The 14920-nt window shown below is 68.3% G+C and carries 16 protein-coding genes and 1 tRNA gene; 8 read left to right on the plus strand and 9 right to left on the minus strand.

What is annotated here, in order from left to right:
* Window positions 1-4 precede the first annotated feature (4 nt).
* Window positions 5-733 (minus strand): glutathione S-transferase, encoded by a 729-nt coding sequence (locus tag AC1DYK_RS22725; protein ID WP_478168365.1) that lies wholly within the window; start codon window positions 731-733, stop codon window positions 5-7.
* Between the two features lie 339 nt (window positions 734-1072).
* Between AC1DYK_RS22725 and AC1DYK_RS22730 the strand changes: the two genes are divergently transcribed.
* Window positions 1073-1681, plus strand: a complete 609-nt coding sequence (locus AC1DYK_RS22730; protein ID WP_478168402.1) for an N-acetyltransferase — start codon at window positions 1073-1075, stop codon at window positions 1679-1681.
* A 91-nt stretch (window positions 1682-1772) separates the two neighbouring features.
* Entirely contained in the window at window positions 1773-2096 is a 324-nt protein-coding gene (locus AC1DYK_RS22735) for a c-type cytochrome (RefSeq protein ID WP_478168366.1), read from the plus strand.
* A 13-nt stretch (window positions 2097-2109) separates the two neighbouring features.
* Here the strand turns inward: AC1DYK_RS22735 and AC1DYK_RS22740 are convergent, their stop codons facing one another.
* The 3 genes from AC1DYK_RS22740 to AC1DYK_RS22750 are packed head-to-tail and all read right to left on the minus strand — an operon-like array spanning window position 2110 to window position 3074.
* Complete coding sequence (locus AC1DYK_RS22740; RefSeq protein WP_478168367.1) at window positions 2110-2445, minus strand: SMR family transporter; 336 nt, start codon at window positions 2443-2445, stop codon at window positions 2110-2112.
* Window positions 2446-2460: 15 nt separating this feature from the next.
* Window positions 2461-2742, minus strand: a complete 282-nt coding sequence (locus tag AC1DYK_RS22745) for a hypothetical protein (RefSeq protein WP_478168368.1) — start codon at window positions 2740-2742, stop codon at window positions 2461-2463.
* 5 nt (window positions 2743-2747) lie between these two features.
* Window positions 2748-3074, minus strand: coding sequence for an antibiotic biosynthesis monooxygenase (locus tag AC1DYK_RS22750; protein WP_478168369.1), 327 nt, complete (start codon window positions 3072-3074; stop codon window positions 2748-2750).
* A gap of 93 nt (window positions 3075-3167) precedes the next feature.
* Here AC1DYK_RS22750 and soxR point away from each other — a divergent pair, with 93 nt between their 5' ends.
* Window positions 3168-3638, plus strand: a complete 471-nt coding sequence (gene soxR, locus AC1DYK_RS22755) for a redox-sensitive transcriptional activator SoxR (RefSeq protein ID WP_478168370.1) — start codon at window positions 3168-3170, stop codon at window positions 3636-3638.
* Window positions 3639-3683: 45 nt separating this feature from the next.
* Window positions 3684-4523, plus strand: a complete 840-nt coding sequence (locus AC1DYK_RS22760; protein WP_478168403.1) for a methyltransferase, TIGR04325 family — start codon at window positions 3684-3686, stop codon at window positions 4521-4523.
* A 746-nt stretch (window positions 4524-5269) separates the two neighbouring features.
* Here AC1DYK_RS22760 and AC1DYK_RS22765 read toward each other — a convergent pair.
* Together AC1DYK_RS22765 and AC1DYK_RS22770 are read right to left on the minus strand one after the other, a co-directional pair.
* A tRNA-Arg gene (locus AC1DYK_RS22765) sits at window positions 5270-5344 on the minus strand.
* Between the two features lie 40 nt (window positions 5345-5384).
* Window positions 5385-6023, minus strand: a complete 639-nt coding sequence (locus AC1DYK_RS22770) for a TetR family transcriptional regulator (protein WP_478168371.1) — start codon at window positions 6021-6023, stop codon at window positions 5385-5387.
* Window positions 6024-6187: 164 nt separating this feature from the next.
* Between AC1DYK_RS22770 and AC1DYK_RS22775 the strand changes: the two genes are divergently transcribed.
* The 4 genes from AC1DYK_RS22775 (at window position 6188) to AC1DYK_RS22790 (ending at window position 12720) form a co-directional block, all read left to right on the plus strand.
* A complete protein-coding gene (locus AC1DYK_RS22775) occupies window positions 6188-7438 on the plus strand; it encodes an efflux RND transporter periplasmic adaptor subunit (RefSeq protein WP_478168372.1) in 1251 nt (416 codons plus the stop codon).
* Between the two features lie 13 nt (window positions 7439-7451).
* The gene (locus AC1DYK_RS22780) at window positions 7452-10613 is read left to right on the plus strand and encodes an efflux RND transporter permease subunit (protein WP_478168373.1); all 3162 of its coding nucleotides are present in this window, start codon (window positions 7452-7454) and stop codon (window positions 10611-10613) included.
* Entirely contained in the window at window positions 10606-12015 is a 1410-nt protein-coding gene (locus AC1DYK_RS22785) for an efflux transporter outer membrane subunit (RefSeq protein WP_478168374.1), read from the plus strand. The genes AC1DYK_RS22780 and AC1DYK_RS22785 overlap by 8 nt, the downstream gene beginning before the upstream one ends.
* A 102-nt stretch (window positions 12016-12117) precedes the next feature.
* Window positions 12118-12720 carry a c-type cytochrome gene (locus AC1DYK_RS22790; protein ID WP_478168375.1) on the plus strand — a complete coding sequence of 201 codons (603 nt, stop codon included), beginning with the start codon at window positions 12118-12120 and terminating at the stop codon, window positions 12718-12720.
* A gap of 73 nt (window positions 12721-12793) precedes the next feature.
* On the opposite strand, the gene AC1DYK_RS22795 is transcribed toward AC1DYK_RS22790, so the two are convergent.
* The 3 genes from AC1DYK_RS22795 to AC1DYK_RS22805 form a co-directional block, all read right to left on the minus strand.
* Window positions 12794-13339, minus strand: coding sequence for a DUF2946 family protein (locus AC1DYK_RS22795; RefSeq protein ID WP_478168376.1), 546 nt, complete (start codon window positions 13337-13339; stop codon window positions 12794-12796).
* Window positions 13340-13466: 127 nt separating this feature from the next.
* Window positions 13467-14438, minus strand: coding sequence for a YheT family hydrolase (locus AC1DYK_RS22800; RefSeq protein ID WP_478168377.1), 972 nt, complete (start codon window positions 14436-14438; stop codon window positions 13467-13469).
* A 3-nt stretch (window positions 14439-14441) separates the two neighbouring features.
* On the minus strand, window positions 14442-14894 hold the full coding sequence (locus AC1DYK_RS22805; RefSeq protein WP_478168378.1) for a YybH family protein: 453 nt from the start codon (window positions 14892-14894) through the stop codon (window positions 14442-14444).
* Window positions 14895-14920: the final 26 nt, after the last annotated feature.

A 14920-nucleotide genomic window follows, 5' to 3' on the forward strand; every position in this document is an offset into this window, starting at 1 on the left:
CCGCTCAGCCGTCGAGCTCGGGGTAGGCGCGGAAGATGCCGTCCTCATTGAAGGCGATCCGCCGCGGACTGCGCAGGTAGTCGTGCACCCGCTGCCGGCGACCCACGTTGGCATGCAGCTTCGCCACCGCCGGCGTGTCGGCCAAGGCACGTGCGGCGGCCTTCGGGAAGGCATAGCGCAGCCCCGCCACCAACTGGAACAGCGAGAGATCGGCGTAGGTCAGCACATCGCCGACCAGGTGCAGGTCGCCGGCCGGATTGCGCTCGAGAATTCGCTCGAACCATCCGAGAAATTTCGGAATGCGCTCCTCGCGAAAGGCCTTGGCGCGCGACTGCGCCGCCTCGCGCTGGTCCTCGTAGTAGAGCCCGGTCGACAGCGGATGGTGCGTGTCGTGCGCCTCGGCCACGCAGTCGGCGATGGTCAGCTGGATCTGGTGGGTCCATAGCCCGTCGGCCTCGCCCACGCCCGCAAGCCCGAGGCGCGGCCCAAGATACAGGAGGATCGCCGCGGTCTGGCCGACCACGATGCCGCCGTCGACCAGGAAGGGCGGCGCGAACGAGGGCCGCGGATTGTCCGGGTCGCCGAGCCGGCGTCCCAGGTTCGATTCGCCGCCGCCCTTGGATGGCGGTTCGCGCGCCACGTCGACGTAGTCGGCACCGGCGGCCTCGAGCGCGAGGCGGACGAATTCGCCGCGGCCCTGGATCGTGGGCCAGTAGTGGAGCTGGTAGGTCAAAGCGCCCTCCGCGTGACGATGGGAAGACCGCAAGGATACGGGGCGGCGTCTCGCCGTGCCCGCTACACTCCGGCTCCATGAGTCCCACGGCTTCCCTCCGCGTCCAGCGGCCCACGGCAACGATCCCGCCCCGCGCGGCGATCGCCGCCGTGCGCGCACGCCGCGTGTCGGTGCTGCTGCCGGACCTCCAGCCGGCCGCAGATTCCTAGGCCCGGCAGTCCGCTTCTTCCCCCTTTCAGCGCAAAATACCGACCGCCGGGCATCCAAGCCGCGCATCAGCGGCCGGCTCCACGGGAGTCGGTTCGCGTTCGACTGGAGAATCTTCTCGTGATCCTCACGATGCCCACCTTGTGGCCCCCCTGGCTTGCACACCTGACGGAACTGCGCATCGACGTCCACCACGGCCCGAAGCGGCTCGACGGCGAGATCAGTTCCATCTACGACCGCATCCACAAGCCGGGCGACCGGCTGCACGGCATTCCCGAAATCCCGCTGAACGACCCCGAACTCGTGATCCGCCATCGCGAGGCCGACGGCGAGTTCTACGTCTACGTGGAAGACATCCGCCGCAGGCAGCTGGCCGGCTACACGGTCTTCAACCGGCTGATCGAAGTGCATCGCCGCGCCGACCGCTACGTGCGGGCGCCGCATTCCAAGTACGACCCGCAGTACCAGCGGCGCGGACTGGCCACCGCGGTCTACCGCTGGGCGCTGGATGCCGGCCTGTGCCTGCTCACCGGCGCGCGGCAGTCGCCCGCCGCCCACGCGCTCTGGCACAAGCTCGCGGCCGACTACGAGCTGGGCTACGTCGACCTGCGCGACAAGACGCTGACCTACCTCGGGCGCGAGATCTCGCCGCAGGTGCTGGGCGAGTTGCACACGCGCATGCTGCTGCTCGGGCGCGGCTGGACCCTGGCCCGCTTCACGGCCGCGACCGGGATGCGCTGAAGGGCCGGTGCCGTGCATTCCTTTGCGACACAGCGGCCGGCCCCTCCCACCCTATCGAATTGGCAGACAATCCGGGCCGATGCGCTTGACGATGGCCCGACCCCTGATGTTGATTGCCGGGCTGCTGCTGATGGCAGGGCCGGCCATGGCCGACGAGCGGGCGCAGGCGCTGGCGCGGCAGAACGGTTGCATGTCCTGCCACGGCATGGTCCACAAGCAGGTCGGCCCCGGCTTCGCGCAAATCGCGGCCCGCTACCGCGAGGATGGGGCGGCGCCCTCGCGCCTCGCGGGCAGGATTCGCAGCGGCAGCGTAGGCAACTGGGGCCGCGTCATCATGCCGCGGCAGCCCCGGGTCAACGAGGCCGACGCAACACTGCTGGCGCGATGGGTGCTGGAGCAGCCGTCACCGCCCTGAGGCGGCCTGGCGCTCAATGAGCGACCGATTTCGAGAACGCATTGACGACCACGACACCTGCAATGATGAGTCCGAGACCGACGATCGCCGGACCATCCAGGGACTGGCCGAAGCAGAGCCAGCTCACGAGCGAGATGAGGACGATGCCGACGCCCGACCAGATGGCGTAGGCGATGCCCGTGGGCAGCACGCGCAGCGCCAGCGAAAGGAAGTAGAAGGAGATGGCATAGCCGGCCACCGTGGCCAGGCTCGGCCATAGCCTGGTGAAGCTGTCGGAGGCCTTCAGAAAGCTGGTCGCCAGGACTTCCACGACGATGGCCACGGCCAGGTAGACGTAGGTGAGAGACATGCGCGCACTCTACCGTCATCGACACCATCGACCTGCCGATGATGGCCGGCCGTCATGCGCCTGGCGGGCCGGTTCGGAGTTCGACTCGGTCGGCCCGAGGGCCGACGCCAGCTCGTGCTCTTCGGCAGGCTTGAGCTGAAGCCTGCCGAGCTCGGCCCGGTAGCAGGGCAACATCAACGCCGCCGTCAGCGCGTGCACATCGTTGCTTCGCGCGAGGTAGTCGTGGCACGCGGCAATGCTTCGATGGATGTCGAGCGCCTGTGCCACGCGGGGGGAAGGTGGCTTGTCGCGGTTCATGGTGATCAAGCGCCGCCGTACAGGCCCATGTCGGCCTTCACCCCGAGCCTTTGCATGAATGCCGGCGGATTGAAGCCTTCCTCGGCGTACCTCTTCTGGATCAGGGCCTTGGCCGCCGCCATCGCCTCCGGGCTCGCCCACTCGACCACCGTCGTCACACTGAACTCGCTGGTGTCGCCCAGCTGGGTCAGCACCAGGCTCTGCTTGCACCCCGGCATGGCGCCCAGCGCCTGGTCGACCCAGCGCAAGCGCTCGAGAAAGGCCGCAAGTGCGTCCTGGGGCGCGGCGAACTTGTCGATGCGATACACGGATCCCGATACCTGGCTTGACATTGAAAACTCCTTTGTTTGCGCGCTGGATCGCCCGCAGGACCCGAAGTTTCAAACCTCAAGTAAAGTTGAGGTCAAGCGATTTCGGAAAGACTCATGCTGAAACCAGACGACATCACCACCACGCTCTCGGTCGGCGAAGTGGCGCAGCGCAGCGGCGTGCCCGTGTCCACCCTCCACTTCTACGAGGCCAAGGGCCTGATCAGCAGCCACCGGACCGACAGCAACCACCGCCGCTATCCGCGCGCGGCGCTGCGGCGCGTCGCCTTCATCCGCGTCGCACAGCGCGTGGGCATCGCGCTGTCGGACATCGCCCAGGCCCTGGACACGCTGCCCACGTCGGCCGCGCCCAGCCGAGCGGACTGGGCGCGGCTGTCCGCGAACTGGAGGACCGAACTGGACGAACGCATGGCGCAGCTCAAGAAACTGCGCGACACGCTGGACGACTGCATCGGCTGCGGATGTCTGTCGATCGACCGCTGCCGGCTGCGCAACCCCCTGGACAAGCTGGCGGCGGAGGGGCCGGGTGCGCAACGCCTGTGGGTCAGGCTCGAGGCGACCGACTGAGCATTCCAGATGTCCTTGCTCAAGACCGTCCGCGCCGTCCGCCGGATGCTGGGTGGGCCTCTTGTTCGACCCGTGCGAGTGCGTTTGAAGCGCCAGCTGTTCCTTTCAAGTGAAGGGGCTGGCGCCTACTTTGGTGTGTTCGGCAGCTTCGCCGACGCTCGTGCCTGGCTTCCTCGAAGCAAGGAGTTCGACCAAGCCCCGCTCGCGGCTCAGTACATCGAGATTTGCTGCAGACAGGTCTTTCCGTACGACTATCCTGTCATGTGGTGGCTTGAGCGCGCATTTCGAGGCGGTGCGACCCGCGTGCTCGACTTTGGTGGCTCGGTCGGCGTGCACTACTACGCCTATCGCCGCTACATCGATATGCCGGCCGCCTTGGCGTGGCGTGTCGTGGAGCTTCCGGCGATGGTCTCCATCGGGCGAAGCCTGGCGGCCACGAATGCTGCGACCGCCTTGTCGTTCGTCGAAGATCTGCCGCAGGCTGTCATGGCGGCCGACAGCGAAATCTGGCTCTCGGCCGGTGCGATCCACTACATGGAAGACGCGCGACCTGCGCGGCTCCTGGATCGGTGTGCCGTGCGTCCCAAGCACATCTTGCTGAACAAGCTCCCTCTCTACGAAGGCGAAGACTTCGTGACCTCACAGAACATCGGCGAAGGTTCATTCGCCCCGCTGCATGTCTTCAACCGAAGGCGCTACATCAGGGAGATCGAGGAGGTCGGCTACACGCTCTGGGACAAGTGGGCCGTTCCGGAACGCACCTTGTACCTGACCGGCGATTCGAAACGCACGCTCCCGAGCTTCACGGGCCTGTATTTCGTGGACAGCCAACTCATCCCCGACAAGGCGGGAGACCCTCCCTACATAGCGGTCGACTTGCGATAGACATGGCCGCCAAGCCCGCAGCGCATCGCCGCCGCGATCGAGGAAGGGTCGGGCCAGGCGCCGCGCACGCAGCACTTGCGGATCGCGCACGTGCACGTCGGTCAACTGGCCGCTGGTCCCCCTGAGCGTGACGATCTTCTTCTTGCGGTCGACGCCGAAGACATTGGCCACGATGGTCGTGCGCGTGGTGGCGACGCCGCCCGGCCTGGCGCCCTTCGCGGCCACGGCGGCCGATTCGGTCTCGACGGTCTCGCGGATGCCGTCGCCGCCCTTGCGCAGCGCCAGGGCGACACCGATGCGGTAGCTCAGACGGACCCGGTCGCCGACCTTGACCTGCTCGAGGTTCCTCACGGCCGGATCGACCCGCAGGTCGGAGATGTTGCCCTTCGGGCCCTTGATCGACACGATGCGGTTCGCCACGTCCACTGCGGTGATCTCGCCGGTGACGGAGAGCACGGCCGAGCCACCCCGGGCGTCCTCGAGCTCGATGGTTTTCCGGGCCGGCTCGGTCTGCGCGCTGGCGGTGCCGGCGCAAAGGGTCAGCGCGGCGCATGCCGCGATCAAAGCCTGTCTTTGGTAGATGTTCATGTTTGACCTGCGTGGGTGAGTGGGCGCACTCACCGACCTTACGCGCGCGCAGATGGGCTGTCACTTGCACTTTGGTGCAAGTGCGCGCAAAGAAAAACCCGCGACGCCGGTGAACGTGCGGGTTTCTGGTGCTCGAAGAGCCGATCAAGAGGGGTAACTGGTCCCGCCGCCAGGAATCGAACCTGGATCTCAGCCTTCGGAGGGCCGAATTCTATCCGTTGAAATACAGCGAGAGGTGCTTCCGGAATATCGGAAGCCTCAGATTATCGCCGATCAGCCGGCGCTCGCCACGGACCGGGTAAATCCAAGCCCCGCGAGGTACACCCGGAAGGTCTGGCGCCCGGTCGCCACGAGGTCGAAGGCGGCCGGGTCGAGCAGCCAGTTCTGGATCAGTCCGCTGATCAGCGCGTGCAGCCCCTGGGCCGCCGCCGCCGCCGGGATCGGCAGCCGCTTGCGGGTGCGGCGGGCGTCGGCCACCATGGCCCTCTCGAAGTCGATCACGCAGGCGTTTCGAGTCGCGAGGTGGCGCAATTGCACCGACTCCATGTCGTGCGTGTACTCGACCTTGTGGGTGGCGATCTCGAACACGCGGCGCACCTGCATGTCGGTGGTCATCAGCCTCAGCGCCTCGACCATCTGGTGCTCGACGTCGTCCAGCGGGCCGACTTTGATGCCGAGCACGGCCTTCGCGACCTCGGCCTCCAGCGGCAGCCTGACGCGTTCCATCATGGCGTTGAAAAGGGCCGCCTTGTCCTTGAAGTGCCAGTAGATGGCGCCCCGGGTCGCGCCGGCCTGGTGCGCGATCTGCTGCAGCGATGTCTGGGAAACCCCCTGGGCCTGGAACAGCACCTCCGCCGCGTCGAGCAGGCGGTTGCGCGTCTCCTGGGCCTCCTCTTTGGTACGTCTGACCATTTTGTCGTCTCCCCTTCTTAGAATCCATCGCCTGGGCAAGGCCGTCACTATACATCCATGAATGTATGTAAACTACGGCTCTTTTCCCGATAGTCAAGATCGCCGGGTTGCTTTAGGCGTCCGCGCGATCGAGCACCGTCCCGTTCTCCCTTCAAAGGAATCACATGCCCGACTTGCATGTCTCGCGCCCGTTGTTGTTTTCGCCGCGCCTCGCCACCGTTGCCACCGCCGTCGTGCTCGTCGCACTGACCGCCTGCAGCAAGGGTGAAGCAACGAAAGGCGCCGGCGGCGGTGCCCCGCCCGCGCCCGAAGTCGGCGTGGTGGTCGCGACGCCCACCAATGTCGGCCTGGTGACCGAGTTGCCGGGCCGGCTCGAGGCCTCCCGCGTGGCCGAGGTTCGCGCCCGGGCCGCCGGCATCCTGCTGCAGCGCGTGTTCCAGGAAGGCAGCGACGTCAAGGCCGGCCAGGTGCTGTACCGCATCGACCCCGCCCCCTACGCCGCCGCCGCGCAGAGCGCCGAGGCCAGTCTCGCCCGCGCCGAAGCCAACGCAGTGCAGGCGCGGGCCCTGGCCGAGCGCTACAAGCCGCTGGTCGAGGCCAACGCCGTCAGCAAGCAGGAATACCTGAACGCGGTGGCCGCGCAGAAAACTGCCGAGGCCGATATCGCCGTGGGTCGCGCCGCGGTGCAGACCGCCAGGATCAACCTGGGCTATGCGACCGTGACGGCGCCGATCTCGGGCCGCATCGGCCGCTCGCTGGTGACCGAGGGCGCACTGGTGGGCCAGAGCGACGCCACGGCGCTGGCCGTGATCCAGCAGATCAATCCGCTGTACGTGAACTTCACGCAGTCGGCCACCGACGTGCTGCGGCTGCGCCGCGCGCTGCAGGACGGCCTGTTCAAGCGCGCCAGCGGCGGCGACGCGGCCAGCGTGCGCATCGTGCTGGAGGACGGCACCGAGTACGCGCAGCCCGGCCGGCTGCTGTTCTCCGACCTGACAGTCGACCAGACCACGGGTCAGATCACGCTGCGCGCCGAGGTGCCGAACCCGAAGGGCGACCTGCTGCCGGGCCTCTATGTGCGCGTGCGCCTCGAGCAGGCCCAGGCCACCAACGCGATCACGGTGCCGCAACAGGCCGTCACTCGCACCCAGCAGGGCGACACGCTCACGGTGGTGGGTGCCGACGGCAAGCTGAGCAAGCGCACGGTGAAGATCAGCGCCGCCCAGAACAATCAGTGGGTGGTGCTCGACGGCCTGAAGGCCGGCGAGCAGGTGATGGTCGACGGCTTCCAGAAGCTGCAGATGATGCCGCCCGGCACGCCCGTGAAGGCGGTGCCGTGGACCGGGCCGAACGCCACCGCGACCCCGGCGCCTGCCGCCTCGGCTGCGGCCGCTCCGGCTGCGGCCGCGAAGTAAGGAGCCCGCCCGCATGGCCAAGTTTTTCATCGACCGTCCGATCTTCGCGTGGGTGATCGCACTGTTCATCCTCGTGGTGGGCGGCGTGGCGATCACGCAGCTGCCGATCGCCCAGTACCCGCCGGTGGCCCCGCCGGCCATCGTCATCAACGCCGCCTACCCCGGTGCCTCCGCCCAGACGCTGGAGGACAGCGTGCTGTCCGTCATCGAGCGCGAGATGAACGGCTCGCCCGGCATGATCTACATGGAGTCGGTGGCACAGGCCGACGGCACCGGTTCGATCACGATCAGCTTCGCCCCCGGCACCGACCCCGAGTTGGCGCAGGTGGACGTGCAGAACCGGCTCTCGCGCGCCACGCCACGCCTGCCTGCGGCGGTGACGCAGCAGGGGGTGCGGGTCGACAAGTCGAACAACAACTTCCTGCTGTTCACGATCCTGTCATCCGACAACCCGGCCCTCGATCCGATCGCCCTCGGCGACTACGCGGCACGCAACATCGTGCCCGAACTGCAGCGCGTGCGCGGCATCGGTCAGGCCCAGCTCTTCGGCACCGAACGTGCCATGCGGATCTGGCTCGACCCGGCCAAGATGCATGGCTTCAATCTGTCGTCGGCGGACATCACGGCGGCGATCCGGGCGCAGAACGCGCAGGTGGCCTCGGGCACCATCGGCGACCTGCCGAACGTGGGCGGCCAGGCGATCGCGGCCACGGTGGTGGTCAACGGCCAGCTCAGCAACGTCGAGCAGTTCGGCAACATCGTGCTGCGCGCCAACACCGACGGCTCGGCCGTGCGGCTGCGCGACGTCGCCCGCGTCGAGCTGGGCGGCCAGGCCTACGCGACCTCGGCGCGCCTGAACGGCGAGCCCGCGGTGGGCATCGGCGTCCAGCTGGCGCCGAGCGGCAACGCGCTCGAATCCGCCAAGCTGATCCGCGCCAAGATGGAAGAGCTCTCGCACTTCTTCCCGCAGGGCGTGAAATGGGACATCCCCTACGACAGCTCGCGCTTCGTGAAGATCTCGATCTCGCAGGTGGCCGAGACCCTGGTCGAGGCCGTGGTGCTGGTGTTCCTGGTGATGTTCCTGTTCCTGCAGAACTGGCGCTACACGATCATCCCGACCATCGTGGTGCCGATCGCGCTGCTGGGCACCTTCGGGGTGCTGCTGGCGCTCGGCTTCTCGATCAACGTGCTGACCATGTTCGGCATGGTGCTGGTGATCGGCATCGTGGTGGACGATGCGATCGTGGTGGTCGAGAACGTCGAGCGCATCATGAGCGAGGAAGGGCTTTCACCGCTGGAAGCCACGCGCAAGGCGATGAAGCAGATCTCGGGCGCCATCATCGGCGTGACCGTGGTGCTGATCTCGGTGTTCGTGCCGCTTGCCTTCTTCGCCGGCTCGACCGGCAACATCTACCGCCAGTTCTCGGCCGTGATGGTGGCGGCGATCAGCTTCTCGGCCTTCATGGCGCTGTCGCTCACGCCGGCGCTGTGCGCCACGCTGCTGAAGCCCGTGGAGGCCGGCCATCACCACGCCAAGACCGGCTTCTTCGGCTGGTTCAACCGCGGCTTTTCGCGCACCGCCAAGGGCTACGAGAGCCTGGTGTCGCGCATCCTGCGCCGCGCGACGCGCTACCTCGTGATCTACGCGGCGATCATCGGCGCGGTGGTGTTCGCCTACATGCGGGTGCCGACCTCGTTCCTGCCGCAGGAAGACCAGGGCAACATCATCGTCAACGTGCAGCTGCCGCCGGGTGCGACCCAGGAGCGCACGCTCGACGTGATGAAAAAAGTCGAGGGCTTCATCCTCAAGCAGCCCGAAGTGCAGAGCATGGTGGGCGTGCTGGGCTTCAGCTTCTCGGGCCAGGGCCAGAACGCAGGCCTGGCCTTCGTGACGCTCAAGGACTGGGACAAGCGCAAGGAAGCCGGCCAGTCGGCCGAAGCGCTGGCCGGTCGCGCCTTCGGAGCGCTGTCGGGCGTGCGCGATGCCTTCATCTACCCGCTGAGCCCGCCGCCCATTCCCGAGCTGGGCAACGCCAGCGGCGTGACCTTCCGCCTGCAGGACCGCGCCGGCGCGGGCCACGAGGCGCTGGTGAATGCCCGCAACCAGCTGCTCGGCATGGCAGCCCAGAGCAAGATCCTGACGCAGACGCGCCCCGACGGCCTGGAGGACGCGCCGCAGCTGCAGATCGATATCGACCGCGACAAGGCGAATGCACTGGGCGTGACCTTCGACGCGATCAACACGACGCTGTCGACCGCGCTGGGCTCGAGCTACGTGAACGACTTCCCGAACCGGGGCCGCCTGCAGCGCGTGGTGGTGCAGGCCGATGCGCCGGCGCGGATGCAGCCGGAAGACCTGCTCAAGCTGAACGCGCTCAACGCGCAGGGCAAGCCGGTGCCTTTGTCGACCTTCGCGAGCACGCGCTGGATCACGGGCGCGCAACAGACCGTGCGCTACAACGGCTACCCGGCGATGCGCATCAGCGCCAGCACGGCGCCGGGCTACAGCACCGGGGCGGCGATGGCCGAGATGGAGAAACTTGCCTCGCAACTGCCGGCCGGCTTCGGCTACGAATGGACCGGCCAGTCGCGGGAAGAAAAGCTCGCCGGCTCGCAGGCCATCATCCTGTACGGCTTCGCGATCCTGGCGGTGTTCCTGTGCCTGGCCGCGCTGTACGAGAGCTGGACGATTCCGCTGGCGGTGATCATGGTGGTGCCGCTGGGCGTGCTGGGCGTGCTGCTGGCGACCATGCTGCGGGCCTATTCGAACGACGTGTACTTCCAGGTCGGGCTGATCACGATCATCGGCCTGTCGGCGAAGAACGCGATCCTGATCATCGAATTCGCGAAGGACCTGCAGGCCCAGGGCAAGGGAGTGGTCGAATCGGCGCTCGCCGCCGCCCACCTGCGGTTCCGGCCGATCATCATGACCTCCCTGGCCTTCGGCCTCGGCGTGCTGCCGCTGGCACTGGCCTCCGGCGCCGGCTCGGCGAGCCAGCGCGCCATCGGCACCGGCGTGCTGGGCGGCATGTTCACGGGCACGGCGCTGGCCGTGCTGTTCGTGCCGGTGTTCTTCGTGGTCGTGCGCACCTTCTTCAAGGGCAGCGAACGTCAACACGAGGCCGACAAGCGCCATGCGCAGGCCGCCGGCATCGAGGAAGAAAAACATGACTAAGCAATTCATATCCACGGCTCTCGCAGGCGCTGCCGCGCTGATGCTGGCGGGCTGCTCGCTGATCCCGACCTACGAGCGCCCGGCGGCGCCGGTGCCGGCCACCTTCCCCAACGCGGCGGCGGCGCCGACCGCGGCCGGCCAGCCGCTGGCCTCGACCATCGCGTGGCAGGACTACTTCACCGATCCGCGGCTGGGCAAGCTGATCGACACCGCGCTCGCGAACAACCGCGACCTGCAGGTGGCGATCCTCAACATCGAGCAGGCCCGGGCCCAGTTCCAGATCACCCGCTCGGCGCTGTTCCCGACGCTCAACGCGACGGCCGGCGGCTCGCGCCAGAGCCCCTCGCTCATCGGCCCGGGCGTGGCATCGAGCTACTCGGTCGGCCTGGGCGTCACGGCCTGGGAGCTCGACTTCTTCGGCCGCGTGGCCAGCCTCAAGGACGCCGCGCTGGCCCAGTACCTGGCCACCGAGGAAGCCCGCAAGGCGACCCAGATCAGCCTGGTGGCCGCCGTGGCCAACGGCTGGCTGGCGGTGCTCGGCGACGACGAGGCGCTGGACATCACGCGCCGCACCATGGTCACGCGCGACGACTCGCTCAAGCTCACCAAGCTGCGCTTCGACAACGGCGTGGCCTCGGAGATCGACTATCGCTTCGCCGAAGCGCAGGCCGAGACCGCGCGCGCGGCCTACGCTCAGCAGCAGCGGCTGCGCATGCAGGACGAGAACGCGTTGGCCCTGCTCATCGGCGCACCGGTGCCGCCGGAGACCACCGTCGGCAGCCCCCAGGGGCTGCAGGCGCTGGCGCCGATGCAGGACCTGCCGGCCGGGCTGCCTTCGGACCTGCTGGCCGAGCGGCCCGACATCCGCGCGGCCGAGCAGCAGCTGATCGCGGCCAACGCCAACATCGGTGCCGCACGCGCCGCCTTCTTCCCGCGCGTGACGCTGACCACCTCGATCGGCACGGCGAGCCCCGAGTTTTCCGGCCTGTTCGACAGCGGTTCGAAAGCCTGGGCCTTCGCGCCGCAGATCACGCTGCCGATCTTCGACGCCGGCCGCAACCAGGCCAACCTGGATTCGGCCCGCGCCGGCCAGAAGATCGCGGTGGCGCAGTACGAGAAGTCGATCCAGTCGGCGTTCCGCGAGGTGGCCGACGCGCTCGCGGGCCGCGCGACCTACGACGAGGAGCTGCGCGCCCTGGTGGCCCAGTCCAAGGCCGAGGAGGTGCGCTTCCAGTTGTCCGACATGCGCTATCGCGGCGGCGTGTCCAGCGGGCTCGACCTGCTGGACGCCCAGCGCTCGCTCTTCACCTCGCAACTCGCGACGGCGCAGGTCCGGCAGGCACGGCTGCAGAACCAGGTCGTGCTCTACAAGACCCTGGGCGGCGGCTGGGCCACCAAGTGACGACCCGGGCGGCCCCTGCGGGCCCGGCCTGCACGGCCGGGCCCGGGGGGCTCTCTATAATCCGCGGTTGATCCAAAAAAAGCCCCCGATACTGAGGACGCAATGAGCGACGCACCGCACAACCAGGCCGCAGAAGAAGCCCACACCGGCCCGATCAAGAATCCGAAGCAGCTCCTGCTCGCGGTTTTCTTCTCCTTCATCGTTCCGATCCTGATCATCGTCGGCCTGGTCTCGTTCGTCGTGTCCGGCACGCACCCCTCGGGTTCGGAGCAGGGCGAAGGCATGTCGCTCTACGGTGTTTCCAAGGACGTGCGCGATCGCGACATCGCCGATCGCCTCAAGAAGGTCGGCTCGATCGAGATCCGCGACACCAACCGCCCGCTCGCCACCGGCGAAGCCGTGTTCAAGGCCCAGTGCATAGCCTGCCACGGCGCGCCGGGCATCCCTGGCGCTCCGCACCAGGGCGATGCCGCGGCCTGGGGCCCTCGCATTGGCCAGGGCTACGCCACGCTGCTGGAGCACGCGCTCAAGGGCAAGGGCGCGATGCCGGCGCAAGGCGGCGGCGACTTCGAGGACACCGAGATCGGCCGCGCGGTGGTCTACCTGGCCAACGCCGGCGGTGCCACGTTCCCGGTGCCCGAACGGCCGGCCGCCCCCGAAGGCACGGCGGCTGCCGATGCGGCCCCAGCGGCGGCTGCCAAGTAGCCCGCGTCGCCCGCCACCAGGAAAATGCCCGCGCGATGCGGGCTTTTTTTCGTCCTGCGAGCGCCGATCCCGCTCAGGGCGGCGGCGCCGGATGCGCCGGCTGGCCCGCCGCCGGGCTCAGCACGTGCCCGAAACGGGCCGGAAGATCCTCGGCGCGGACGCTCTCAGGCACCCAGCGCCCCTGATCGATGGCCTCGGCCGCCAAGCCGACGTCCTGCGTGTGGACCAGGCCCAGTCCGATGTCGGCGACCAGATACAACTTGCCGGCGTCGTCGAGCAGGCAGGCCGTGGGTTCGATCGGCCGGCCGCTGTGAGACGTGACCGAGAAGTCCTCGGCCACGCGCCAGATCCACGGCGCGGCCTCGAGTTCGACATACACCCGCTGCGGCCCATTCTGGAAGAACCACTGGCCCTGCTCGTCGTGCTCGTAGTTGCGCTGGATGAAGTCGATCAGCTTGTCGTGGCGCAATTGCGAGCCCTTGGCCTGCACGAACGGCCCCATGGCCTGCGTGCCGTCATCGCGCATGAACCAGTTGCCACGCGCATCCAGCCCGAGCCAGCCGTAGCAGTGCGGCACGTTGGGCCATTTGGCCAAGGCCTGTTTGACGATGTCGTCCATAAAACATATTTTGCTCCCAGGCGACGCGGACTTCTACGTGGGCCGCCGCGGAACCGGCTCTGCCGGGCCGCCGGGGGCGCCCCCTGAAAGGGGGTGGGCGGCTACACGCAGTGAGCCAACCTGGGGGTTAGCTCAGCTTCAGCCAGTGGACCACTCGCTCGGGCATGGCGCGGACATGGCCGGGGGGCGCGCCGAACGGAAAGCCCACGTGGCCGCCGTGGACGGGCTGCCACAGCGTCACGTGGCTGCCGACCTCTTCCTGGCGCGGCAGGCTGGCCGCCGGCACGAAGGGGTCGTTGACCGCATTCACAGCCAGCGCCGGAATCCGGATCCGGTGCAGGTGCGGCTTGGCCGAGCCGCGGTGCCAGTAGTCTTCGGTGTCGCGGAAGCCGTGCAGCGGCGCGGTGAACACGTCGTCGAAGGCATAGAGATCGCGGGCCGCGAGCAGCTTCTCGCGGTCGAACAGGCCCGGATGCTGGGCCAGCTTGGCCAGCGCCTTGGGCTTCATGGTCGACAGGAACATGCGCGTGTAGACCAGCCGGTTGAAGCCGCGGCCGATGGCGGCGCCGCCGGCCGCCAGGTCCAGCGGCGCCGAGATCGAGGCCACCGCGCTCACCAGCTTCGAGGCTTCGCTGCCGGCCTCCTCGGCCCAGCGCAACAGCGCGTTGCCGCCGAGCGAAATGCCGGTCGCCCGCATGGGTTGCGCGGGGTCCAGCTGCTCCCGCAGCCGCGCAAGGATCCAGCCGATCTCCTCGAAGTCGCCCGAGTGGTAGGCCCGCGGCGCCAGGTTGAGCTCGCCGCTGCAGCCGCGGAAATGCGGCACGGCGTAGTCCCAGCCCTGCGCGTGCGCGAAGGCCCCGAAGACTTCCGCGTAGTGGCTGCGCGACGACCCTTCGAGGCCGTGGAACAGCACCAGCAGCGGCCGCGGTCCCGCCACGGCGGCATCCAGGAAGTCGACATCGATGAAGTCGCCGTCGGGCGTGGTCCAGCGCTCGCGCCGATAGTCGGGCAGCGGCACCTCGGCGCGCCGGGCATACAGCGCGGGCCAGATGGTTTGCAGGTTGCCGCCGGGCAGCCAGCGTGGCGCGACGTATTGCATGGTTCAGTGCAGCGTCTGCGGCACCTCGCCGGCATCACCGGGCTCGTGCGCGCTGCCGGGGCTCGCGTGGTGCGCGACCATGCGCCAGCCCTGCGCGGTGCGGTGGTACACGTTGGTGGCCAGCACGAAGGCATGGCGCGGCCCCTCGGCCGTCAGCACCTCGATGCGCTCGAGCACGTTGTGGACCGCGCTGGCGAGCGACTCGACCTTGCGCACGCGCGCCGGCGTGGCCTGGATCGTGCCGTTGCCGAACATGTGCTCGAAGGCGGCGCGGATCGCCTCCGCCCCGACCAGCCTCGGGCCGCCGGGATGGACGCAGAACACCTCTTCCTCGTCGGCCCAGCAGTTCATCAGGGCGTCGACGTCGCCGCGCTGCAGCGCTTCGTAGAAGGCGGCTTCGACGTCGTCGGCGGTGCCGCCGATGGCGCTGGCGCGGAGTTTGGCTTTGGTGGACATGGGTGGTGCTGCCGGAAGTAGCGATT

The organism is Variovorax sp. P2_H12 (genome assembly GCF_056403395.1).